This window comes from Formivibrio citricus, assembly GCF_900115065.1.
GTDB classification, from domain to species: domain Bacteria; phylum Pseudomonadota; class Gammaproteobacteria; order Burkholderiales; family Chitinibacteraceae; genus Formivibrio; species Formivibrio citricus.
The window spans coordinates 137,466-159,499 of the sequence record NZ_FOVE01000005.1 but is presented as its reverse complement, the minus strand read 5'-3'; the positions used below and the strand labels follow the sequence as shown (position 1 = coordinate 159,499).

General features: G+C 58.5%; 22 protein-coding genes. 10 read left to right on the top strand and 12 right to left on the bottom strand.

Annotated elements, in window-relative coordinates:
- Positions 1-161 precede the first annotated feature (161 nt).
- The 3 genes from BMZ36_RS04995 to BMZ36_RS04985 all read right to left on the bottom strand — a co-directional run bounded on the left by BMZ36_RS04995 (position 162) and on the right by BMZ36_RS04985 (position 2,560).
- Positions 162-635: a WbuC family cupin fold metalloprotein gene (locus BMZ36_RS04995; protein WP_091192174.1), complete on the bottom strand. Its 474-nt coding sequence runs from the start codon at positions 633-635 to the stop codon at positions 162-164.
- An 84-nt stretch (positions 636-719) separates the two neighbouring features.
- Entirely contained in the window at positions 720-1,145 is a 426-nt protein-coding gene (locus BMZ36_RS04990; protein ID WP_281242189.1) for a sulfite exporter TauE/SafE family protein, read from the bottom strand.
- Between the two features lie 101 nt (positions 1,146-1,246).
- Positions 1,247-2,560, bottom strand: coding sequence for a diguanylate cyclase domain-containing protein (locus tag BMZ36_RS04985; protein WP_177187783.1), 1,314 nt, complete (start codon positions 2,558-2,560; stop codon positions 1,247-1,249).
- 221 nt (positions 2,561-2,781) lie between these two features.
- On the opposite strand from BMZ36_RS04985, the gene BMZ36_RS04980 reads away from it, so the two are divergent.
- Both BMZ36_RS04980 and BMZ36_RS04975 read left to right on the top strand, forming a co-directional pair.
- On the top strand, positions 2,782-5,094 hold the full coding sequence (locus BMZ36_RS04980) for a Tex family protein (RefSeq protein ID WP_091192170.1): 2,313 nt from the start codon (positions 2,782-2,784) through the stop codon (positions 5,092-5,094).
- A 100-nt stretch (positions 5,095-5,194) separates the two neighbouring features.
- Complete coding sequence (locus BMZ36_RS04975; protein WP_091192167.1) at positions 5,195-5,602, top strand: bacteriohemerythrin; 408 nt, start codon at positions 5,195-5,197, stop codon at positions 5,600-5,602.
- Positions 5,603-5,650: 48 nt separating this feature from the next.
- Here the strand turns inward: BMZ36_RS04975 and BMZ36_RS04970 are convergent, their stop codons facing one another.
- Both BMZ36_RS04970 and BMZ36_RS04965 read right to left on the bottom strand, forming a co-directional pair.
- Entirely contained in the window at positions 5,651-8,473 is a 2,823-nt protein-coding gene (locus tag BMZ36_RS04970; protein ID WP_091192164.1) for a bifunctional diguanylate cyclase/phosphodiesterase, read from the bottom strand.
- 26 nt (positions 8,474-8,499) lie between these two features.
- The gene (locus BMZ36_RS04965; RefSeq protein ID WP_091192161.1) at positions 8,500-9,177 is read right to left on the bottom strand and encodes a glycerophosphodiester phosphodiesterase; all 678 of its coding nucleotides are present in this window, start codon (positions 9,175-9,177) and stop codon (positions 8,500-8,502) included.
- Between the two features lie 128 nt (positions 9,178-9,305).
- On the opposite strand from BMZ36_RS04965, the gene BMZ36_RS04960 reads away from it, so the two are divergent.
- The 7 genes from BMZ36_RS04960 (at position 9,306) to BMZ36_RS04930 (ending at position 14,857) form a co-directional block, all read left to right on the top strand.
- On the top strand, positions 9,306-11,003 hold the full coding sequence (locus tag BMZ36_RS04960) for a SulP family inorganic anion transporter (RefSeq protein WP_177187782.1): 1,698 nt from the start codon (positions 9,306-9,308) through the stop codon (positions 11,001-11,003).
- A gap of 67 nt (positions 11,004-11,070) precedes the next feature.
- Complete coding sequence (locus tag BMZ36_RS04955; RefSeq protein ID WP_091192157.1) at positions 11,071-11,373, top strand: PsiF family protein; 303 nt, start codon at positions 11,071-11,073, stop codon at positions 11,371-11,373.
- Between the two features lie 93 nt (positions 11,374-11,466).
- A complete protein-coding gene (apbC, locus tag BMZ36_RS04950; protein WP_091192155.1) occupies positions 11,467-12,549 on the top strand; it encodes an iron-sulfur cluster carrier protein ApbC in 1,083 nt (360 codons plus the stop codon).
- 22 nt (positions 12,550-12,571) lie between these two features.
- A complete protein-coding gene (locus BMZ36_RS04945; RefSeq protein WP_245747777.1) occupies positions 12,572-13,408 on the top strand; it encodes a segregation and condensation protein A in 837 nt (278 codons plus the stop codon).
- Positions 13,405-13,947 (top strand): SMC-Scp complex subunit ScpB, encoded by a 543-nt coding sequence (gene scpB, locus BMZ36_RS04940; RefSeq protein ID WP_091192152.1) that lies wholly within the window; start codon positions 13,405-13,407, stop codon positions 13,945-13,947. Before BMZ36_RS04945 ends, scpB begins: the two co-directional genes overlap by 4 nt.
- An 11-nt stretch (positions 13,948-13,958) precedes the next feature.
- Positions 13,959-14,360, top strand: a complete 402-nt coding sequence (locus BMZ36_RS04935) for a VOC family protein (protein ID WP_091192149.1) — start codon at positions 13,959-13,961, stop codon at positions 14,358-14,360.
- A 2-nt stretch (positions 14,361-14,362) separates the two neighbouring features.
- Positions 14,363-14,857, top strand: coding sequence for a dihydrofolate reductase (locus BMZ36_RS04930; RefSeq protein ID WP_091192146.1), 495 nt, complete (start codon positions 14,363-14,365; stop codon positions 14,855-14,857).
- Between the two features lie 159 nt (positions 14,858-15,016).
- Here BMZ36_RS04930 and BMZ36_RS04925 read toward each other — a convergent pair whose 3' ends face one another.
- Positions 15,017-15,538, bottom strand: coding sequence for a dihydrofolate reductase family protein (locus BMZ36_RS04925; protein WP_091192144.1), 522 nt, complete (start codon positions 15,536-15,538; stop codon positions 15,017-15,019).
- Between the two features lie 120 nt (positions 15,539-15,658).
- Positions 15,659-16,459, bottom strand: a complete 801-nt coding sequence (gene trpC / locus BMZ36_RS04920) for an indole-3-glycerol phosphate synthase TrpC (RefSeq protein ID WP_091192141.1) — start codon at positions 16,457-16,459, stop codon at positions 15,659-15,661.
- 227 nt (positions 16,460-16,686) lie between these two features.
- Here trpC and BMZ36_RS14265 point away from each other — a divergent pair, with 227 nt between their 5' ends.
- The gene (locus tag BMZ36_RS14265; protein ID WP_143085972.1) at positions 16,687-16,914 is read left to right on the top strand and encodes a hypothetical protein; all 228 of its coding nucleotides are present in this window, start codon (positions 16,687-16,689) and stop codon (positions 16,912-16,914) included.
- A gap of 97 nt (positions 16,915-17,011) precedes the next feature.
- On the opposite strand, the gene trpD is transcribed toward BMZ36_RS14265, so the two are convergent.
- The 5 genes from trpD to dapD form a co-directional block, all read right to left on the bottom strand.
- Complete coding sequence (trpD, locus tag BMZ36_RS04910; RefSeq protein WP_091192135.1) at positions 17,012-18,040, bottom strand: anthranilate phosphoribosyltransferase; 1,029 nt, start codon at positions 18,038-18,040, stop codon at positions 17,012-17,014.
- 10 nt (positions 18,041-18,050) lie between these two features.
- Positions 18,051-18,620 carry an aminodeoxychorismate/anthranilate synthase component II gene (locus BMZ36_RS04905; RefSeq protein WP_091192266.1) on the bottom strand — a complete coding sequence of 190 codons (570 nt, stop codon included), beginning with the start codon at positions 18,618-18,620 and terminating at the stop codon, positions 18,051-18,053.
- 79 nt (positions 18,621-18,699) lie between these two features.
- Positions 18,700-19,077: a GxxExxY protein gene (locus BMZ36_RS04900; RefSeq protein ID WP_245747776.1), complete on the bottom strand. Its 378-nt coding sequence runs from the start codon at positions 19,075-19,077 to the stop codon at positions 18,700-18,702.
- 47 nt (positions 19,078-19,124) lie between these two features.
- Positions 19,125-20,594: an anthranilate synthase component I gene (gene trpE / locus BMZ36_RS04895; RefSeq protein ID WP_091192130.1), complete on the bottom strand. Its 1,470-nt coding sequence runs from the start codon at positions 20,592-20,594 to the stop codon at positions 19,125-19,127.
- Between the two features lie 517 nt (positions 20,595-21,111).
- Entirely contained in the window at positions 21,112-21,933 is an 822-nt protein-coding gene (gene dapD, locus BMZ36_RS04890; protein ID WP_091192126.1) for a 2,3,4,5-tetrahydropyridine-2,6-dicarboxylate N-succinyltransferase, read from the bottom strand.
- Positions 21,934-22,034: the final 101 nt, after the last annotated feature.

Sequence of the window (22,034 nt, the reverse complement as noted above, 5' to 3'; positions counted from 1 at the left end):
TGCTCCTGTCGTGCTTTTAGAACCTGTTCACGCTCTTGCTGCGAAGCCGTGATCGGGGCTCATGCGCTGCTCAAAATCCTCATGTACTACTTGTACACTCCGGTTTTTGCGCTGCTCTTCACCCCGCTGACGGCTTCTCACGACAGGTCGTGCACAGGTTCTTAGATGGGCGCGCGCTCGCCTATTTGCGCGCGCTGGTACCAAGCCAGCCAGTCGGCGATGGCTGCGTCGCCCTCGGCCGGCGACCACGGCGCGTAATCCTGAGGTGCGATTGGCATGTACGGGCCATGCTTGACCTCGAAAATCACGCCCCCCTCATCCAGCGACAGTACGGCATGCCAGGCTCCGGCAGGGTTTTCCAGTACGGCGCAATCTTCGCCCAGTACCGTGCGGTCGATGACGACACCGCTCTCGTCAAAATGCAGCACGACGAAGCGTCCGTTCAGCGGATAGAGCAACTCCCAAGTGTGCGGATGGCGATGCGGGCGAACCCAGGTTCCCGGTTCCATGGCGATGGCCAGACGCTGGATCGGATCATCCAGTTCCGGATGCAGGTTCAGGTTGGCGCGCAGGCGCGGCGATTGTTTTGCTGCCGCAGAAAGGTTGTCCAGCAACGGATAGGTGATCTGTTTCATTGCGAATATCGGATTGGATCGGGGGTGCCAATATACCCGAGCCGGGGCGGGCGGTCACGGCGGATCGGGGCCGTGTGCGGGCGCTTATCCCTTGTGGGACAGCAGCGTATAGACGCCCAGCGCGATCAGGAACAGCCCCATCAAAATCCGCAATGTACTGCTGTCCAGCCGCGTGGCGATCATGGCCCCGCCCCATGCTCCCGCAAACAGGGTTAGTGCGATGATGATGGCTGCCCTGATGTCGACATGGCCAGCGCGGAAATAGGTGAAGGCGGCGGCTGCGCCGATTGGCAGCAGCAGCGCTGCAAGGCTGGTGCCGATGGCGCGATGAACGGGGAACTTCAGCAGGTAAAGCAGGGCGGGGACGATGATGACGCCGCCGCCAATGCCGAACAGTCCGGAAGCGATCCCGGCGCTCAATCCGATCAACACCAGCAGAATAATTTCCATCTTGCAGGCCCCTTTCAACGAAACCCGAGTCTTGCGGAAAGCATGATTGTATATAAGCAATAGAAATATGTTTATTTGTTTTTGATATAAACGGTGATCTGCTTTTCAGGCAGTGAAGCGATGATGCCGTGGCGATCCGGAACTGGATGATCTTGAAACAGTCAGGGGAGTACGTCCTTGTGGCGTTGCTTTTCCGTGTACATGCGTTGATCCGCCAACTCAAGCAAGCTTGCCAAGGTGGATGCATCGCCCGGATAGAGTGCGGACCCGAACGAAGCTGCTATTTCGATGATTTTCCCTTCGGCCTCAAAAGGCTTGCCGACATGCTGGCGAAGCCGTTCCGTCAACTGGTTCATGAGATCGGCGTCGGCTTCTTCGATGATGACGACAAATTCATCGCCTCCCCAGCGTGCGACCGTATCGCTGATCCGGACCTCGTCGTGGATGCGTAACGCAGTCGTGCGCAGGGTGATGTCGCCTACCTTGTGACCGTAACGGTCATTGATTTCCTTGAAGTCGTCCAGGTCGATGAACAGGATGCCGATTTGCTGGTTCTCGTTTCGGGTGTGCCGGCGGATGGCTTGGTCAAGGCGGTCGTCAAACAGGCGACGGTTGGGCAGATTGGTCAGGCTGTCAAAGCCGGCATGGCGAGCGAGTTCGCTGCGCTGGCGCAACAGTGCGCCTACGCCGACGCTGCTCAGTAGTGCCAGCAGCCAGCCCATGATGCGGATGATCCATACCAGCATGCTTGTCCCGCTGGCCTGCCTGGGGCGGACGGCGAAGAACCATTTTCCGTTGGGAACCTCTACCTCAAGCCGGGTTGCGGTAGAGTCGGAGAACAAGGCCATGTCGCCCCAGATCGCGTTGGTTTCTGCCGATGAAGCGTTGCCGCTACGAATGGCGAATTCATAACGCTCGGAATCGATTTCCCTGAATGCCGCGTCAAAGAATGAATGGCTGTCGATGACGGTGGATAGCAGCCCCCAATACTGGCCGTTTACCAGGATCGGCGTGCGGTAGATGAAGGCGGTTCCGCCCTGCAGCAATTGCACGGGGCCGGTCAAAGTACCCTTTGCGCTTTCGATGGCAAGTTTGATGGCCGGCCACTGCGCAGTGATTTCCCGGTAGTCGATACCAACGATTTTTTCATTGCCGACCAAGGGATGGACATAAGCGACTTTATGGCCGATAGCGACACTGAAATTGCGGATGTGACGGCTGTTCCCATGCAAGGTGGCAAGAATGTCGCGCATTTCTCTCTGGTTGAGTTGTTGGTGGCGTACCACCAGATAGCTGCTCAAGCCGCTCGACAGGTACAGAACCGCGTTCAGCTCCCGGTCGACCCGTGCACGAAGCTGGCTGGCAAAGGCCAGGCTGGCTGCGCGGCGTTCCGAGATCGCCTCCCTCTCATGAAAGTGCAACAGGACTTCGGTGGACAAAACAATGGCCAGAAAAACCAGGGCCGCCGTGCTCACGGCAAATGATTGGGAAAAAGTTTTCTCGTGCAGCCACTGAAGGAATGCGTTTGCTGATTGAGCAATGGCTTTGCTGATACGCATATTGTCGGGTTGGGCTGAGGGGTACAGGTTCAATATAGCATGCAGGTATGGACGATCCATGTTTTGCCGCGAAGGTTCAGCGCGCCGTTATGCACTGGTACAATCCGCCCCTCGTCTGGTTTGGTTGAACTCCCCGCATGAAATCCATTTTGCAACGTCTTGCCGAAGAACTTGCCTGTCGCGAAGCGCAGGTTGCCGCCGCTGTCCAACTGCTTGATGAAGGCGCGACCGTGCCCTTCATTGCCCGCTATCGCAAAGAAGTGACCGGCGGCCTGGACGATACGCAATTGCGCCTGCTCGAAGAGCGCCTGCGCTACCTGCGCGAGCTGGAAGAACGGCGCGAAGCAGTCATTGCCAGTGTGCGCGAACAGGGCAAGCTGACCGATGAGTTGCACGCCCAGTTCCTGGAAGCGGACAACAAGCAGCGCCTGGAAGACCTGTATCTGCCGTACAAGCAGAAACGTCGCACCAAGGCCCAGATCGCGCGCGAAGCGGGGCTTGCACCCTTGGCGGAGTGCTTGCTTGGCAATCCCGGTCTGAATCCGGAAGCGGAAGCGGCTGCATATGTGAATGCAGAGAAAGGTGTGGCGGACGTGAAGGCTGCGCTCGACGGCGCGCGTGCGATCTTGATGGAGCAGTTTTCTGAAGATGCCGGCCTGATCGGCGAATTGCGCGATTACCTCTGGAACCAGGCGCATGTCAAAACCGCGGTGGTCGAAGGCAAGGCCGGGGAGGGCGCGAAATTTGCCGATTATTTCGATTACCACGAACCGTTGCGCGAGATGCCTTCCCACCGCGCCCTGGCCGTGCTGCGCGGACGCAACGAAGGCGTACTGAATCTGGCGCTGGTTTTGCCCGAAGAGCTTGATGCCGCGGCCAAGCCGGCTGGCCCCGGTGTTTGCGAGCTGAAGATCGCGAAGAAATTCGGCATTGCCAACGCGGGGCGTGCCGCAGACAAATGGCTGACCGATACCGTGCGCCTGAGCTGGCGCGCCAAGATTTTTCTGAGTCTGGAAACGGAGCTCTTGGGCCGGGTGCGCGAATCTGCCGAGACTGAGGCGATCAAGGTCTTTGCGACCAACCTGAAAGACCTGTTGCTTGCCGCGCCGGCTGGCCCCAAGGCAACTTTGGGTCTCGATCCCGGTATCCGCACCGGGGTGAAGGTCGCCGTGGTCGATGCGACTGGCAAACTTGTTGATACTGCGGTGATCTATCCGCACGAGCCACGTCACCAGTGGGACCAGTCGATTGCCGTTCTGGCCGCGATCTGCGCCCAGCATCAGGTCAAGCTGATCGCCATCGGCAATGGCACGGCGAGCCGCGAAACAGACAGGCTGGCCGGTGAACTTATCAAACGGCATCCTGAGCTCGGCATGCAGAAACTGGTGGTGTCCGAAGCCGGAGCCTCGGTTTATTCGGCCTCCGAGCTCGCTGCCCGTGAATTTCCGGATCTCGATGTCAGCCTGCGCGGAGCGGTTTCGATCGCCCGGCGCCTGCAGGATCCGCTTGCGGAACTGGTGAAGATCGATCCCAAGGCCATCGGCGTAGGCCAATACCAGCACGACGTGAACCAGACCGAACTGGCGCGCATGCTTGATGCGGTGGTCGAAGATTGCGTGAACGCGGTCGGCGTCGATGCGAACATGGCCTCCGCCGCTTTGCTGGCGCGCGTATCCGGCCTGACGCCGACGCTGGCGGCCAATATTGTCAGTTACCGCGATGCGCACGGCGCTTTTGCCAACCGTCGCCAGCTCATGAAAGTGCCGCGTCTGGGAGACAAGGCGTTCGAGCAGGCCGCAGGCTTCTTGCGTATCGGCAACGGCGACAACCCGCTCGATGCCTCGGCTGTCCACCCTGAAGCCTACCCGGTCGTCGAGAAAATCCTGGCCAAAGTACAGAAAGACGTGAAAGCACTGATCGGCGACGTGGCGTTTCTCAAGAAACTCAACCCGGCCGAGTTTACCGACGAGCAGTTCGGCTTGCCGACCGTGAAGGATATTCTTTCCGAGCTGGAAAAGCCGGGCCGCGATCCGCGCCCCGAATTCAAGACGGCGAGCTTCGCCGAGGGCGTGGAGGATCTCAAGGATCTGAAGGTCGACATGGTGCTGGAGGGGGTGGTCACCAACGTGACCAACTTCGGCGCGTTTGTCGATATCGGCGTGCATCAGGACGGCCTGGTGCATGTGTCGGCCCTGGCGAACCGCTTTGTCAAAGACCCGCGCGAGGTTGTGAAGGCGGGCGACGTGGTCAAGGTCAAGGTGTTGGAAGTCGATCTGCCGCGCAAGCGGATTGCGTTGACGATGCGCCTGACCGACAGCGCGCATCATCATGCCGGTTCCGGTGAGATCAAGCGTGAGCATTCCGGCCGGCAACCCCGAGTTGCTGGTCGCCAGCCAGAGCCGCAAAATGCCTTGTCTGCGGCGTTGGCCGGACTGAAAATCAAGCGATAAACAAGATTCCTGTTTTTCGCCAGCCGGTTCATAATACCGGGATGAAAAAAGGGGATTGCGGCCCGAGGGTCAGGCTGCAGCAAACGGAGGGAGTGAGAGGATGTCTTTCATCGCGAACGTTGACAAGTACTGCGTGGGCCACCCCATGATCGATACCGACCATCGGATGCTGGCGGAGTACATCAACCTGTTGTATGAGGCGGTGGACTCGGGCGCATTGGTCAGCGAGCAATCGCATTTGTTTGCCCAGTTGATCGGGCAAACGAAAGAGCATTTCCAGCGCGAGGAAGCGTTGATGCAGAAGATGGGTTATCCCGGTTACGCCAAGCACAAGGCGGAGCACGATATGCTGCTTGAAGAGGTGCAGGAGTTACTGGTGCGCTTCAATGCCGGTTCTGTCGCGTTGACGGGGAACCTGTTTTCCTATCTTGAAGAATGGCTGACTTTCCATGAGGTGACATCGGACAAGAAATTGTCCGATGCCGTGCGTCTGACCGCTGAAGAGTAAATGCAACAGGTGCAACCCGGAACTGCCACGCGATCTGCGTGGCAGTTTTCATTTGGGTGCGAGCATTTTTTCCGCCTCGCCGGGCGGCATGGGTTTGCCGATATGGTAACCCTGTGCGATCTCGCAACCGGCTTCTCGCAGCATTTGTAGTTGCGAAACGGTTTCCACGCCCTCTGCCACGACCCTGAGCTTCAGCCCGTGGGAAAGTGAAATGATGCTTTCCGTGATATGGCGCGTGGTTTCGTCCTGTTCCATGTGGTCGATGAAGGATTTGTCGATCTTGACCGTCTGTATGGGAAGCTGGCGCAGGTAGCTCAGCGATGAGTAACCCGTACCGAAATCGTCGAGCGAGATGCGCACACCTATCGCGCGCAGTTCGTCCAGGATGGCCAGCTGGTTGTGGAAGGATTGCATCATCACCGATTCGGTAATTTCGATTTCAAGCCGTTCCGGCGTGATCCCGGCGTTTTCCATCATGCTCTTGAGCCGCTCGGTGAACCCGTCCTTGAGTTGCAGCGCCGAGACATTGACTGCGAGTTCGACGTGCCCGAAGCCCGCGCGCTGCCATTGCGCCAGCTGGAAGCAGGCCGTTTTCAATATCCATTCGCCCAGCGCCTGGATGTGCCCGGTTTCTTCGGCCAGCGGGATGAATTTCGCGGGCGATACCGGGCCGTAATCCGGCCGGGTCCAGCGGCACAGGGCCTCGAAGCCTAGAATGCGCCCTGACGCGATATCGAGCTGAGGTTGGTAGTGCAGCTCGAATTCTCTCGAATGGAGCGCTTGGCGCAAGGCTTGTTCCATTTCCCCTCGATAGCGCACCCGCTCGAACATCTTGGGGTCGAACATCTTCCAGCTGTTGCGCCCGGTATCCTTGGCGGCCTGCAGGGCCATGTCCGCCTTGCGCAGGAGCTCGGAAGGTTCCGTGCCGTCGTGCGGAAAGAACGAGACGCCGATCGAAACCGTGATGCGATGCTCGCGCAGCCTGGTATCGAAAGGGGCGCGCATGAAACGCAGCAGCCCTTCGATGCTCTCGCTCAGGGTTTTTTCGTCAGGAACGTCGAGAAGCAGCATCACGAATTCGTCACCGCCCAAGCGTGCCAGCGTGCTGTTTTCGTGACACAGGTCGTTCAGTCGGCTGGCTACCAGTCTCAACAGGGCATCGCCTTCCTGGTGGCCGAACAGATCGTTGAGCGTCTTGAAGTTGTTGATGTTCAGGAAAAGCAGTGCACCGCCCTGCGGTTTTTCGCCTGCCAAGGCATTGCGCAGGCATTCCATGAAATACCAACGGTTTGGAAGCCCGGTCAGCGAGTCGTGAAAAGCCATCTGGCGAATCTTGTTGTGGCTTTCCTTTTGTTCATCAATGTCGGAAATCGATCCGCAGATGCGTGTTACCCGGCCTTCGGCATCCTTGAGGGCCTTGCCGCGGCACAGGCGCCAGACCATGCGCTCGTTTTTGAGTTTCAGCCGGAATTCGGCCTGGAACAGTGCCGTGCGGCCGGCCAGGGTGGCATCCAGTTTTTTTTGCGTGGCAGGCCAGTCTTCCGGATGCACCAGTTCCCGCAAGGCGCCAAACCAGTCATCGGGCGTTTGAATGGGAAATGCGTGCAGCTCCTCCCAGCGTTTCGAGATGACAGCTTTGCCGTTTTGCAGGTCCAGATCCCAGAGAATGTCGTTGGCGGCATCCATGGCTAGCCGGTAACGTTCTTCGCTTTCCAGTAGTGCTTTCTGCTGGCTGGCTAACTCGGCGTTGACGAGCGCGGTGGAGCGTTCGGAAACCAGAAGATTGTTCACCATGGTATCGATATTACCGGCCATGCGATTGAAGTCATCGATCAGGTTGCGGATCTCGCGTGAGGTCCGGTCCGGGAATTCCAGATGCTCGCTGAAATGCCCTTGCGAGAGGCGATGGGTATGGGTTGCCAGCAGTTCAATCGGTTTGCTGATGCGGCGGGAGAGTGCCCAGACAAGTGCAATTACGCCCAGCAGGGCGACGCAAACGGTCAAGGCGATCAGCACGGAAAGCTGCTTGACTGGCGCAAACAGCGATCCTGTCGGAATGCTTTGAGCGTAACTCCAGCCCGAATTTCCGGGAACCGGCGTAAATACCACCAGACGTTTTTCACCATCCTGCGTCGTGATCTCGCCGTGCCCCGTCTCGCCGGCCAGCATTCGCTTGCCAATGCTGTCCAATCCCACAAAGCCGTCCGTTTGGGGTGTTCTCGTCACGTTGAGTTTCAGGCGTAGCTGGGATTGCGGGTGGGCAATGATCTGTCCGCTGCGATCGATCAACCAGCCATAACCATCGTGAAAATTGGCTGGAGTTACCAGTTGATTCAGTACGGCGAGCCGAATGCTGGCGCCGAGCAACCCGATGCGTTCCGTGGTCGGGGAGAATATGGCGCGAACAATGAAAAACCTGCCGTTGCCGTCCTCCTTGCCATGTTCCGCAGTCGAAAGCAGCGTGTCGGATTTTTGTTCTTTCAGGATGGCTTTGAAAAAATCCCTGTCGGAAACGTCGAATGTTTGCTGGGGGGTTTGTGTGGACCAGGCCTTGCCGCTTGGCGTGGCATAAAAAATTTCCTGAAAATCTTTCCGGGCACTTATTTTTCGTTGCAGATAAGGGCGAATCTTGTCGGGCGAAAATTCGCGGATGATGTCGAGTTCGGAAAACAGCGCGAGCTCTTTTTCATTGCCATCGAGCCATTCGGCAATGCGCTGGCTTTGCAGGGCTACAGTTTGCTGGGTGTTGTGCAGCGTGGCTTCGACCAAAATTCTGCGTGCTTCGCCGTGAACCAGCATGCCCAGCGGGATCATTACGGCCAGAATGAGGCCCCCGAAGGCAAGGATCAATGTGTTACGGATCGATAACATGAACTACATATTCCTTGCCTGCATGGTTACTGCAATCCGGAAGAGACGGATAAGCCGAAAAATTCGGGGTAATCGGTGATGATTCCCTGTATGCCGAATTCCTGGCACAACTGGTGTTCATAATCGGTCTCGGCGCCATAAGCCCAGTTGTGAAAGCCTAATGCATTGGCTTGTTCCAGCAGGGTGATATCGAGTGCTTCGTAATGCCATATCAGCGTGCGCAAGCGCGGATGTGGCATGGCGGCATAGAGCAGGGTGTTGAGCGCTGGCGGACGGTGGGCAGCCAGCAGACCGCATTCGATGTTCAGCAGCTCTGCCACTTGCACAATGATTTCATGCCTGAAAGACGAGAGCAATATTTTGCCCGAATCCAGTGACATGTTTTGTGCGAGTTCCATGAAAAAAGGTGCGGCGGAAGGGGTTTTGATTTCAATATTCCAGAAAGCATCGGGAAAGGCATCTAGGGCCTCGACCAATGTCGGCACCAAATAGCCTGCGGACAGGGATAGTTCACTGCGAGAAAGTGCAGCCACGGGATGGCCTTCAGGCGTGACGCGGGGGCTGTAGAGCACCAGCTCTCCATCGGCCGACAGGCGTACATCGGTGTGCAGGCTACTGAAACCGGCAGCGAGTGCGCATGCAAAGGCTGCCAAGGTGTTTTCCGGTGCGATGCGGGAAAACCCGCGGTGAGCAATTGGGCGCATGGTCTTGCTCCCTGAACGCTATAAATCAATTGTAGGCTTTGTTGATGCCGGTTACAAAACGGCTTGAATTCGAAGCGTTCACACAAGTAGAAGAACAGTGCAGGCTGTCTGCAGAGAAGGAGGGGGCGATGGCGGTCGAATCCGGCTGGCGCGTCTTGCGGGAATATCAACGCAAATGGCTGAAGGCGGATCTGTTTGCGGGGGTCAGTGTGGGCGTGCTGGTGATCCCTTCCGTGATCGCCTATGCGGAACTGGCCGGATTGCCGCCGCAAACCGGATTGGTCACGGCGGTGGTGGGCATGCTCGCCTACGCTTTTTTCGGTCCTTCCCGGCAAATCATTGTTGGTCCGGATGCGGCCATCTGTCTTTTGATCGCGGCCAGTATCGCCCCGCTGGCAGAGGGCGACCCCTGGCGCGCGGCCGGTTTGGCCAGCCTGCTAGCCATCATGGTCGGCGCGTTCATGCTGATTGCCGCGCTTGCGCGCATGGGCGCGATGGCCGATTTTCTTTCCAAGCCTATCCTGATCGGCTTCATGCAGGGGGCGGCCCTGATCCTGATTGCCGCCCAGTTGCCCAGACTCGGGCGGATCGATGTCGAACAGACGGATTTCATGTCGCGAGTGCAAGAATTCGTTGCCCGGCATGGCGAATGGCACTGGCCCAGCCTGTTGTCCGGGTTGGGTGTTTTGCTTGTGTTTGCGGTGCTCGGCAGGTTTGCGCCGCGCTGGCCCGCGCCCTTGCTGGTGTTCGGCGTACTGATCGGCCTTGATTTCTGGCTGGATTTCCGCCATTTCGGTTTGGCCATGGTCGGCCCGCTGCCGGTTCCCGAATTGGGGTTTTCTCCCCCGATTGTCGGTGTTCAGGAAATGATCCAGTTGCTTCCGGTCGCCGTAGGCGTGGCGCTTCTGGCCATGCCGGCCGGGATTCTGCTCGGGCGCGCCTTCGCCGAGCGCAATCATGAAGCCAGCGATGCCAATAAGGAACTGATAGGCATCGGCGTGGCGAGCGTTCTGGCCGGCATGGTGGGCGGATTCGCGCTCGGGGCCAGTCAGTCGCGAACCACGCTCAACCACTCTGCCGGCGCACAAAGCCAGTTGTCGGGGTTGATCGCGGCGCTGCTGGTCGGATTCTTCCTGTTTTTCCTGACCAAGGCGCTCAACCACTTGCCGGCCGTGGCGGTTTCGGCGCTGTTGATCCATGCCGGCATGCACCTGTTCGAACCCCGTGCCCTGCGCCACTTGTTCAAACTGGACCGGCCTTCCGCCTGGTTCGCCGTGCTGACAACTGCCGGCGTATTGGTTGTCGGTATCGTTCCCGGTATCCTGGTGGGCATCTTTTTGTCGCTGGTGCATTTGATCCGGTCATTTTCCCGGCCTTACGACGCCATGCTGTGCGAGGTTTCCGGGCGGGCGGGCTTCCATGACGTCGGCGAAGCAGAATCGAATGGCGCCTATTGCACCATGCCGGGCCTGATTATTTACCGTTTCTATGCGCCGCTGCTTTTTGCGAATGCCGGTTATTTCGTTGCGCGCTTGAAGGGGCTGGTTGCGCGCAATGTTGGAGTGGATTGGGTCGTGATCGATGCGCAGGCCATCGTGGAAATCGACGTGACTGCGGCGGACATGATTCTGGCCCTGCATCGCGAACTGCGCGAAAAGGGCATCCATCTGCGCTTCGCGCGCTGCAACCGGCCGTTGCGTGAATCCCTGTCGCGTTATGGCGTGGTCGAGGCCTTGGGTTGGGATCATTTCCATGCGCATCTGGATGAGGCAATCGAAGATTTTCGCCAGAAAAGCCGTTACACCGCTGCTCACGGTAGTTCCTGATGGTCGCGGTTTGTTCTAAACTTGCAGGCAGGCCAGATGGCCTTAAACGACCATTCAGGAGTTATCCATGATCGCTTCCCGTATTGCTGTTGTTTGTTTTGCATCCCTGTTTGCTGCCAGCGCTTTTGCCGCAACGCCGCAGCAGGAAAAAATGAAAACCTGTAACCAGGAGGCTTCGGCCAAGGCGCTCAAGGGCGATGAGCGCAAGAAATTCATGAGCGATTGCCTGAAGAAGGCTCCGCCTGCATCCCAGCCGGCAGCGGCTGCGACCCAGCAGGACAAGATGAAGGTTTGCAACAAGGAAGCCGGCGACAAGAAGCTCAAGGGTGACGAGCGCAAGGCCTTTATGAGCAATTGCCTCAAGAAGTAAATTGCACTGATCTGTGGTGTTTCCATTCGGGCAGCTTGAAATATGGCTGCCCGATGCCATTTCTGAAACTCATTCTTTGCTGGTCGAACCGTCATGCCTACTCTCGAAGCCATTCAATCCCTGCTTGCCGAACTGGAAAACCCGGATGCCGGAAAAAGCTACGCCAGCGCGCGTTGCATCAAGAACCTCAAGGTCGAAGGCGGGGCCGTCAGTCTGGATGTGGTGCTGGGCTATCCGGGACAGAGCCGGTTTGACGAGATCCGGCAGCAATTTGAAGCCGCGCTGACCGGTGTTGATGGCGTGAAAACCGTCCAGGTCAATGTTTCCAGCCGTGTCATCGCCCATGCCGTGCAGCCGAGCGTGAAGCGGCTGGGCAACATCAAGAACATCATTGCCGTGGCGAGCGGCAAGGGCGGGGTGGGCAAATCCACTACCGCTGCCAATCTGGCGCTGGCATTGGCCGCCGAAGGCGCGCAGGTCGGTTTGCTTGATGCCGACATCTACGGCCCGTCGCTGCCGCAGATCATGGGATTGACCGGGGTGCAGCCCGAGTCGGACGGCGAGACTCTGCTGCCGTTGCAGAATCACGGCGTGAAGCTGATGTCGATCGGTGCGCTGGTCGATCCCGAGCAGCCGATGATCTGGCGCGCGCCGATCGTGACCCAAGCCCTGATGCAGATTTTCAACGATACGCACTGGGGCGAGCTCGATTACCTGGTCGTTGACCTGCCGCCGGGCACGGGCGACATCCAGCTCACGCTTTCGCAGAAGGTGCCGGTGACGGGCGCGGTGATCGTGACCACGCCGCAGGACATCGCGCTGCTCGATGCACGCAAGGGCCTGAAGATGTTCGAGAAGGTGAACATCCCGATCCTCGGCATTGTCGAGAACATGAGCATGCATGTCTGCTCGAACTGCGGCCACGTCGAACCGATTTTCGGCGAAGGCGGCGGGGCGAAGATGTGCGCCGATTACGATGTGGCGCTGCTCGGCCAGTTGCCGCTCGATCTCTCGATTCGCCTCGGGGCGGATTCCGGCCTGCCCAGCGTCGTAGCCGAACCCGATGGCAAGATCGCCGGCCTATACAAAGCCATGGCGCGCAAGATGGCGGCCAAGGTGGCGGAAAAAGCGCAGGATTACAGCAGCAAGCTGCCGCCGGTTGTTGTGCAGAAATGATTTCCGTCATGCGGCAGCTTGAATGCAAGCGTTGGACAGCATGAACCTGCCGCTTGATGTTGCTATTCCAGCTCCAGCGCCGCTCGCGCATATTTTTGGCGAGCCGGTGCTGGAGTTGCCGCACGACCTCTACATTCCCCCCGATGCGTTGCGGGTGCTGCTGGAATCGTTCGAAGGCCCGCTTGATCTCTTGCTCTACCTGATCCGCCGCCAGAACATCGACATTCTCGACATCCCGATGGCTGCGGTGACGGCGCAATACATGCAGTACGTCGAGGCCATGAAGGTCAGCCGCCTCGAACTCGCAGCCGAATACCTGCTGATGGCCGCCACGCTGATCGAGATCAAATCGCGCCTGCTGCTGCCCAAGCCTGTTCACGCTCAGGAAGACGAACACGATCCGCGCGCCGAGCTGGTACGCCGCCTGCTGGAATACGAGCAGATGAAGCTCGCTGCGTTCGAGCTCGACCAGTTACCGCAGGCCGGGCGCGATTTTTCCTGGGCCGCCGTGGTGTTCGAGAAAGAAGCCGTGCTGCTGTTGCCGGACGTCTCGGCTGCCGACTTGAAGGCGGCCTGGATGACGATCCTGTCGCGCGCCAAGAACAAGCGCCACCATACGGTGAAGGCAGACGAGCTTTCGGTGCGCGAGCAGATGAGCCACATCCTCAAGGTATTGGCGGGCGGGCGCTACGTGGAATTCGTTGATCTTTTCGACCATGCGCGCGGCGTGCCGATGCTGGTGGTCACGTTCACCGCCCTGCTGGAACTGGTGAAGGAAAAGATGATTACCGTCTCGCAGGAAGCCGCTGGCTTGCCGATCTATGCGCGGCTGGCCGGGGTGGAAGAGGGGGGCAGATGAACAAGAAAGAAATCCGCAAAGTGCTGGAAACCGCGCTGCTGGTGGCCGATGCGCCGCTGCCGCTATCCGAATTGAGAAAGCTGTTCGGCGAGGAAGTCGCCGGCGAGGCGCTGATCCTGCACCTGGCCGACCTGCAGGAACAGTGGGAAGGGCGGGGTATCGAACTGGTACGGCTCGCCAGCGGCTGGCGCTTCCGTGCCCGGCCGGAGATGCAGGTTTATCTGGATCGCCTGAGCCCGCAGAAACCGCCGCGCTATTCGCGCGCGGTCATGGAAACGCTGGCGATCATCGCCTACAAACAGCCGGTTACGCGCGGCGAGATTGAGGAAATCCGTGGCGTATCGGTCGCGAGCCAGATCGTGCAGACCCTGCGCGAGCGGGGCTGGGTGGAAGTTGTCGGCCACAAGGAAGTGCCGGGCCGCCCGGAATTGCTGGCGACCAGCAAGCAGTTCCTCGACGATCTGGGGCTGACCAGCCTGCGTGACCTGCCGCCATTGGCGGAACTGGGCAATCTGGTTTTGCCTGAAGAAAGAACCTGAGGGAGCAAAAAATGGAACCCCGAGTCAGCCTGATTACTTTGGGCGTTGCCGATCTCGCCCGGGCACGCGCTTTTTACTGCGATGGGCTTGGCCTGCCCGCCATGCCGCAGAGCAACGAGCAGGTCGTGTTCATCGGCCTGAAGTCGGTGTGGCTTTCGCTCTACGGACGCGAAGCGCTGGCCGAGGATGCCGGGGTGTCGCCGGAAGGTTCCGGTTTTCGTGGCATTACGTTGGCGCACAATGTACGCACCCGTGAAGAAGTGGTTTCGGTCCTGGATCTGGCCGAAAAAGCCGGTGGCAAGATCGTGAAGCCGGCTCAAGATACGTTCTGGGGCGGATTTTCCGGTTACTTTGCCGATCCGGATGGCTTCCTGTGGGAAGTCGCATGGAACCCGCATTTCTGGATTGAATGAAAATGATCAAACCGCAAGTCATCCTGATCGCCGCCGTGGCGCGCAACCGAGCCATCGGCCTTGATAACCAGTTGCTCTGGCGTCTGCCGGAAGACCTCAAGCGCTTCAAGGCGCTGACGACGGGTCACCCCATCCTGATGGGGCGCAAGACTTTCGAATCGTTGGGGCGTCCGCTTCCGGGGCGGCGCAATGTGGTGGTGAGCCGCAATCCGGAATGGCAAACGGCCGGGGCGGAAGTGTTTGCCTCGCTGGAAGCCGCGCTCGCGGCATGTGCCGGTGCGGAAAAGGTGTTCGTGATCGGTGGCGCGGAAATCTACCGCCAGGCGCTGCCGCTGACCGACGTGCTGGATCTCACCGAAGTGGACGATGCGCCGCATGGCGATGTGTTTTTCCCGGAGCTGGAGGCGGCGGTATGGCAGGAAGTCAGCCGCGAAGCGCATCAGGATGCGGCCAGCGGTATCCGTTACGATTTTGTCGAATACCGGAAAGTTGTTTAAATCTGAAAAACCAATTTCACCACGAAGCTCACCAAGAACACGAAGAAAAGCAAAGGTAAAAACGGTGCTTGGCTAAGCTGAGCATGCTCTGTCCGGGTATCGCTTTTCTTCGATTTTCTTGGTGTTCTTCGTGCGCTTAGTGGTGAAAAATGTGTGGTGTTATTTCTTGCGGTACACCAGTTGCACGAGGCCCGTGTGGTAGGCCTTGCTGGAAACCAGTTCCAGCGCGGTTTCCGGTTGCTTGCCGCGGAAGAGCGGAATGCCGTGGCCGAGCAGGATCGGGTGAACCGATAGCGTGATTTCATCGACCAGCCCGGCTTGCAGGCATTCGTCCACGAGCTTCGAGCCCCCGATCAGCCAGATGGTGCCGCCTGCTTCCTGCTTGATGCTGGGCAGCCAGGTTTCCACCGGTTCGGTGATGAAGGTCACGTTCGGATCGGTCTGTCCGGCCGAATCGCTGCACAGTACAAAGCCCTTCTTGCCTTCGTACGGGTAGTCGCCCAGTTCCTTGAGCTTGTCCCAGGTGTGGCGACCCAGCACGATGGTGTCCACTTCTTCGTAGAAGAATTCGTAACCGTAATCCTGATCGTTGAACAGCCAGTCGATGCTCTCGTCTTCGCGGGCGATGTAGCCGTCCAGACTGGTGGCGATGAACAAGCTGACCTTGCGGGTGTTTTCCATTTTTTATTCCGTTTTTTCACCACAGAGCCACAGTAGATTGGGAGCAGACCTGAAGAACGGGTTTTGCTTTTTCCCTTTGCTCTGTGACTCTGTGGTGGGTAGTTCTTTGAGGGCGTGATTCTAACCGTAAACCGGGCTGAAGAATTGTTGCAACGCTTCGCCAGGCGAGGGCTGTCGCATGAATGCCTCACCCACGAGGAAGGTATCGACACGGTGGTCGTGCATCAGTTGCACGTCCGGCGTGGAAAGAATCCCGCTCTCGGTCACGACGATCCGGTCTTGCGGAATGTGCGGCAGCAGGTCGAGCGTGGTTTGCAGAGAAACCTCGAACGTGCGCAGGTTGCGGTTGTTGATGCCCATCAGCGGGGTTTTCAGTTCCAGCGCTGCATCCAGCTCCCGGCCGTTGTGCACCTCGACCAGCACCGCCATGCCGAGCTCATTCGCCAGCGCCTCGAATTCCTGCATCTGGCCGACCGACAATTCCGCCGCAATCAGCAGAATGCAATCCGCGCTCCACGCACGTGCCTCGAAAATCTGGTATTCGTCGACGATGAAATCCTTGCGCAGCACCGGCAAGTGGCAAGCCGCACGCGCCGCCTTCAGGTAATCGGCATGGCCCTGGAAGTACTGCACATCGGTCAGTACCGACAAACACGCCGCGCCATGCGCCGCGTAATCGGCGGCAATTGCTGGCGGATCGAAATCGGCGCGGATCACGCCCTTGGAGGGGCTCGCCTTCTTGATCTCGGCAATCACGCCGGGCTGTTGGGCCGCATGCTTGGCGCGAATGGCACCGACGAAATCGCGATGATCGGCATTGGCCTCGGCTTGCGCGCGGATCGCGGCGAGCGGGATGGCTTTCTTGGCGGCAGCCACTTCTTCAAATTTCGTAGCCCAGATTTTTTTCAGGATGTCGGACATGGTGGAGTCACTTGTAGGGCGGATTCGGAGCGAGAGCGACAATCCGCCGCATGGGGTTCTAATCAAGGCGGATTGCTTCGCGAATCCGCCTTACGGTGTAAGTATGAAATTTGTGATTGGCTTTTAATCGCTAAATGCAGTCAATATGCATAGGTATTAGCAGCCACAATATTCCAATTTTTATGCGAATCTAGAGTCTCTTCTTTACTTGAATGAGGAACTTGAATATGTCGAAGATTCGCTGGGTTGTTTTGGCCGTTTTGTTCTCGTTGATTGCGTTGGTAGCGTCAAAAATAGGAAACGAAATAGTTTCAATTTTGCTCGATGCCAATGTCAGTGGGTGGCCCAATTTTTCTGAATTTTTTGTTTTATTCTTTCTTGTTCCATGGTTGTTGCTTGGGCTGGCTTCAGCTTGGGCGGCGAAAGAAAGTTGGGCCAAATTCATGAACCCGTAGCTCGCTAGGTCGGAAAAGCGAAGCGCCTTCCGACGTTTAAGATAATCGGCGGAAGGCGCCTCTCAAGAGGCTTTTCCGCCCTACATATTGCTTGCGATTATGCCTTGAATCCCTGCGTCATCTTCACCAAGGCATCCAGTTTCGCCCTTGCCGCGCCGCTGGCAAGCATTTCCTTGGCCTTGGCGATGCCATCCTGCAAGGTCGGGGCGAGGTTGGCGGCGTAGATGGCGGCGCCGGCGTTGAGGCAGACAATGTCATGCGCCGGGCCGGGTTCGTTGGCGAGAACGCGTTCAATGATGGCCTGCGATTCGGCTGCGCTTGATGCGTGCAGGGCCTTGAGTTCGCAGAGTTCAAAGCCGTAGTCGCGCGGGTCGATTTCGTATTCGTTGATCTGGCCGTCCTTGAGTTCCGCGACCAGCGTGTTGCCGGAGAGCGTGATTTCGTCGAGGCCGTCCTTGCCATGCACGATCAGCACATGCTTGCTGCCCAGTTGCTTCAGAACGTGTGCCTGAATGCCGACGAGATCCGGGTGGAACACGCCCATGACCTGATTGTCGGCATTGGCCGGGTTGGTGAGCGGGCCAAGGATGTTGAAGATGGTGCGCACGCCCAGTTCACGCCGTACCGGGGCGACGTATTTCATGGCGCTGTGGTGATTCGGGGCGAACATGAAGCCCAGGCCCACTTCGTCGATGCATTGGCCGACCTGTTCCGGGGTGAGGGCCAGATTCACGCCGAATGCTTCGAGGACATCGGCGCTGCCGCTGCTCGACGATACCGAGCGCCCGCCATGCTTGGCGACCTTGGCGCCAGCCGCAGCAGCAACGAAAGCCGAGCAGGTGGAGATATTGAACGTGTGCGCGCCGTCGCCGCCGGTGCCGCAGGTGTCGACCAGATGGCTGCAGTCTTGTACCTGAACCTTGGTCGAGAATTCACGCATGGCGGTCGCTGCGGCGGCGATTTCGGAAACGGTTTCCACCTTCACGCGCAGGCCGATCAGCAATGCGGCAGTCTGTGCGGGGGTTACTTCACCGGACATGATCTGCCGCATCAGGTGCAGCATTTCCTCGTAGAACAGCTCGTTGCCGTCGATCAGGCGGTTGAGTGCGGCCTGGATGGTGATCATGTTCAGCCCCTTATGCGAATTCTTTGAGGAAGTTGTCGAGCATCTGGTGTCCGTGCTCGGTCAGGATCGATTCCGGATGGAACTGCACGCCCTCAATGGCCAAGGTCTTGTGGCGCACACCCATGATCTCGCCATCCTCGGTCCAGGCGGTCACTTCCAGGCAATCGGGCAACGATTCGCGCTCGATGGCGAGCGAGTGATAGCGCGTGACGTTGAACGGCGAGGGCAGGCCCTTGAACATGCCGGTGTTGTTGTGTTCGACCGGGGAAACCTTGCCGTGCATCAACGTCTTGGCATGGACGATCTTGCCGCCGAAGGCTTCGCCAATCGACTGGTGCCCAAGGCACACGCCCATGATCGGCAGCTTGCCGGCAAAGTGCTTGATTGCAGGGACGGAAATGCCTGCTTCCAGCGGCGTGCAGGGGCCGGGCGAGATGACGAGGTATTGCGGCTTAAGCGCTTCGATTTGTTCGAGCGTGATTTCGTCGTTGCGGTAAACCTGAACGTCCTGGCCGAGTTCGCCGAAGTACTGGACGAGGTTGTAGGTAAAGCTGTCGTAGTTATCGATCATCAGTAGCATGGTTTGAATCCTTTTTTTCACCACGAAGAACACCAAGGACACCAAGAAAGGCGAAGTGTTCTTCTGATGGGTTGGGGCCTTAGAGCGCCATGCGCTTGAGCCCTTCCTTGAGTAATTTGGTATTGAAGTTGATCAGAAAACCCACACGCAAATCCGATAACTTCAGGTAAGTCAGCAATTGAGCTTCGTGAATCGGCTGGATACGTTCAACGGATTTCAGCTCTACCAGTACAACGCCATTTACGATCATGTCGGCCCGGAATGCCATTTCAACCCGTTGACCGTAGTAATCGATTGCAATCGGCTGTTGAGTTTCGCAAGTTAGCCCGCGATTGATCAGTTCGATCTTCAGACATTGCTCATAGGCAGATTCCAGCAATCCCGGGCCAAGTGCACGATGAACGCAGAGCGCTGCGTCAACTACTTGCTTGGCTGTTGCTTCAATCTGTTCTTCCACGTTTTTCCCTTGGTGTTCTTGGTGTGCTTCGTGGTGAGAAAAGCCTTTCAAGCATCCAGTCCGCGCTGAACTTGCTCCGCTGCGCGCAGCACTGCGCGGGCTTTGTTCAGGGTTTCCTGCCATTCGCTTTGCGGGACTGAATCGGCAACGATGCCAGCGCCGGCTTGCATGTAGAGTGTCTGGTCTTTCACGACCGCGGTACGCAGCGCGATGGCGACGTCCATGTCGCCGTTGAATCCCAGGTAGCCGACTGCGCCGGCGTAGATGCCGCGCTTGGTGGGTTCCAGTTCGTCGATGATTTCCATGGCGCGTACCTTGGCGGCGCCGGAAACCGTGCCGGCAGGGAAGGTGGCCTTGAGGACATCCATGGCGCCCATGCCGGGCTTGATCTTGCCTTCGACGCTGGAAACGATGTGCATCACATGCGAGTAGCGTTCGATCACCATCTTGTCGACGAGCTTCACGCTGCCGGTCTGGGCGACGCGGCCGGCATCGTTGCGGCCGAGGTCGATCAGCATGACGTGTTCGGCGATTTCCTTGGGGTCGGCGAGCAGTTCTTCGGCCAGTGCAAGATCTTCTTCGCGGGTTTTGCCGCGCGGGCGGGTGCCGGCGATGGGGCGCACGGTGATGGTGTCGCCTTCGAGCCGCGCCAGAATCTCGGGCGAGGCGCCGACGATGTGGAAATCGTCGAAGTGGTAGAAGAACATGTACGGCGAGGGGTTGAGCGAGCGCAGCGCGCGGTAGAGCGCGAGCGGCGATTCGGCAAATGGCGCGGTCATGCGCTGCGAGAGCACGACCTGCATGATGTCGCCGTCGGCAATGTATTCCTTGGCCTTGACCACGGCGGCCTTGAAGGCGTCCTCGCCGAATTCGGAGGTGGCGGTGGAAACGGCCGGTGCGGGCTGGGAGAGCGGCAGGGGCGCCGGTTCGCGCAGCTTCATGCGCAGCGCTGCCAGGCGAGCTTCGGCCTTGTCGTAGGCATCGGCCTCGCTCGGGTCGGCATACACCACCAAATACAGCTTGCCGGAAAGATTGTCGACCACGGCCAGCTCTTGCGAGAGCAGCAACTGGATGTCCGGTGCGCCGATGGAGTCGGGCTTCTGGCAAGCGGCCAGCTTCTTTTCGATGAAACGGATCGTGTCGTAGCCGAAATAACCGACCAGCCCGCCAAGGAAACGCGGTAGCCCGGTTTGCGGCGGGGAGCGGAACTGCTTCTGGTAATCGGCGATGAAATCGAGCGGGTTGCCCTCATGGCGCGCGACGACTTCACCGTCGGTGATGACCTCGGTGACCGTTCCTTTGACCACCAGCCGTGTGCGGGTGGGCAGACCGATGAAGGAATAGCGGCCAAAACGTTCGCCGCCGACCACGGATTCCAGCAGGTAGGAATACGGTTGGTTGGCGAGCTTGAGGTAGACCGAGAGCGGGGTGTCGAGATCGGCAAAGAGTTCGAGAATCAGGGGGATGCGGTTATAGCCCTCAGCCGCGAGGGCCGCAAATTCAGTGCGGGTAAGCATTTTCAATTCTCCGAAACAAAAGGTGTGACAACAGAAGGGCGCAGGTACGCGATTACACGCGACGCCATCGCCATTCGAGCCAGATCTGTCCGGAGTGAAATGCCATGATGCGGGAAAACCCTGAGAAATTAGTAGCCGGCCCTATTCTGGCTGATAGGCGCGGCTGGCGTCAAATATCGCGGGCTTTTCCGTTGCGCAAATGTGAAAAACCCCGCAGAAGGTGCGGGGTTTGGGGTATGGAGTATTACAAATAAAAATCTGGTCAGTTCCAGCTTATTTGACGAGCGAGCCAAAGCAGGTTGCGGGAGGACGGAACGCAGGAGCCGGAATTTACAAGTGGTAAATGAGGACTCCGAGTACCGCCCGACCGCAAGATGCGCAGGCGCAGCCGTTTCCGGGAAGCATTGAGTGCGAGGGCGCGAAGGCAAGCGAGCGGGGCCGCAGACATTACATGGAGTAAGGCAAGGCACCGCGCAGCGCAGCCGACAAAGCCATCGCGCTCAAGGCAAACCGGAAATCAGATGCCGCGCAGCAGCTCGTTGATGCCTACTTTCCCACGGGTCTTCGCATCCACCTTCTTCACAATCACCGCGCAATACAGGCTGTACTTGCCATCGGCAGACGGCAGGTTGCCGGAGACCACCACGGAGCCGGCCGGGATGCGGCCATAGGAGACTTCACCGGTTTCGCGGTCATAGATACGGGTCGATTGGCCGATGTAGACGCCCATCGAGATCACGGAACCCTCTTCGACGATCACGCCTTCCACGACTTCGGAGCGGGCGCCGATGAAGCAGTTGTCCTCGATGATGGTCGGGCCGGCTTGCAGCGGCTCCAGTACGCCGCCGATGCCGACGCCGCCGGAGAGGTGTACGTTCTTGCCGATCTGTGCGCAGGAGCCGACGGTGGCCCAGGTGTCGACCATGGTGCCTTCATCGACATAGGCGCCGATGTTCACGTAGGACGGCAGAAGTACGGCGTTCTTGGCAATGAAGGAGCCCTTGCGCGCCATGGCGTTTGGCACCACGCGGAAACCGCCGGCGCGGAAATCGGCCTCGGTGTAATTGGCGAATTTCGACGGTACCTTGTCGAAGTACTGGGTGTAGCCACCGTCCATGATCTCGTTTTCATTGATGCGGAAGGACAGCAGCACGGCTTTTTTCAGCCACTGGTGAGTAACCCACTCACCGTCGATTTTGGAGGCGACGCGCAGCTTGCCTTGATCGAGACAGTCAATGGCTTCATTCACGGCATCGCGAACTTCTGCCGAGGCATTGCCCGGCGTGATTTCGGCGCGGTTTTCAAAGGCGGTTTCAATGACGGTTTGCAGGTTGCTCATGATTGGGCTCTCTCAAAGTAGGGCGGATTCGCGAAGCAATCCGCCGTGGGTTCAATTGGGTGTTGATGGCGGAATGGCACTTTGCGCCGATTCCGCCTCAC

Coding starts and splice junctions, on each gene's coding strand:
- BMZ36_RS04995 (WP_091192174.1), bottom strand. CDS start 635: ATGAAACAGATCACCTATCCGTTGCTGGACAACCTTTCTGCGGCAGCA.
- BMZ36_RS04980 (WP_091192170.1), top strand. CDS start 2,782: ATGAAATCCATTTTGCAACGTCTTGCCGAAGAACTTGCCTGTCGCGAA.
- BMZ36_RS04975 (WP_091192167.1), top strand. CDS start 5,195: ATGTCTTTCATCGCGAACGTTGACAAGTACTGCGTGGGCCACCCCATG.
- BMZ36_RS04970 (WP_091192164.1), bottom strand. CDS start 8,473: ATGTTATCGATCCGTAACACATTGATCCTTGCCTTCGGGGGCCTCATT.
- BMZ36_RS04965 (WP_091192161.1), bottom strand. CDS start 9,177: ATGCGCCCAATTGCTCACCGCGGGTTTTCCCGCATCGCACCGGAAAAC.
- BMZ36_RS04960 (WP_177187782.1), top strand. CDS start 9,306: ATGGCGGTCGAATCCGGCTGGCGCGTCTTGCGGGAATATCAACGCAAA.
- BMZ36_RS04955 (WP_091192157.1), top strand. CDS start 11,071: ATGATCGCTTCCCGTATTGCTGTTGTTTGTTTTGCATCCCTGTTTGCT.
- apbC (WP_091192155.1), top strand. CDS start 11,467: ATGCCTACTCTCGAAGCCATTCAATCCCTGCTTGCCGAACTGGAAAAC.
- BMZ36_RS04945 (WP_245747777.1), top strand. CDS start 12,572: ATGCAAGCGTTGGACAGCATGAACCTGCCGCTTGATGTTGCTATTCCA.
- scpB (WP_091192152.1), top strand. CDS start 13,405: ATGAACAAGAAAGAAATCCGCAAAGTGCTGGAAACCGCGCTGCTGGTG.
- BMZ36_RS04935 (WP_091192149.1), top strand. CDS start 13,959: ATGGAACCCCGAGTCAGCCTGATTACTTTGGGCGTTGCCGATCTCGCC.
- BMZ36_RS04930 (WP_091192146.1), top strand. CDS start 14,363: ATGATCAAACCGCAAGTCATCCTGATCGCCGCCGTGGCGCGCAACCGA.
- BMZ36_RS04925 (WP_091192144.1), bottom strand. CDS start 15,538: ATGGAAAACACCCGCAAGGTCAGCTTGTTCATCGCCACCAGTCTGGAC.
- trpC (WP_091192141.1), bottom strand. CDS start 16,459: ATGTCCGACATCCTGAAAAAAATCTGGGCTACGAAATTTGAAGAAGTG.
- BMZ36_RS14265 (WP_143085972.1), top strand. CDS start 16,687: ATGTCGAAGATTCGCTGGGTTGTTTTGGCCGTTTTGTTCTCGTTGATT.
- trpD (WP_091192135.1), bottom strand. CDS start 18,040: ATGATCACCATCCAGGCCGCACTCAACCGCCTGATCGACGGCAACGAG.
- BMZ36_RS04905 (WP_091192266.1), bottom strand. CDS start 18,620: ATGCTACTGATGATCGATAACTACGACAGCTTTACCTACAACCTCGTC.
- trpE (WP_091192130.1), bottom strand. CDS start 20,594: ATGCTTACCCGCACTGAATTTGCGGCCCTCGCGGCTGAGGGCTATAAC.
- dapD (WP_091192126.1), bottom strand. CDS start 21,933: ATGAGCAACCTGCAAACCGTCATTGAAACCGCCTTTGAAAACCGCGCC.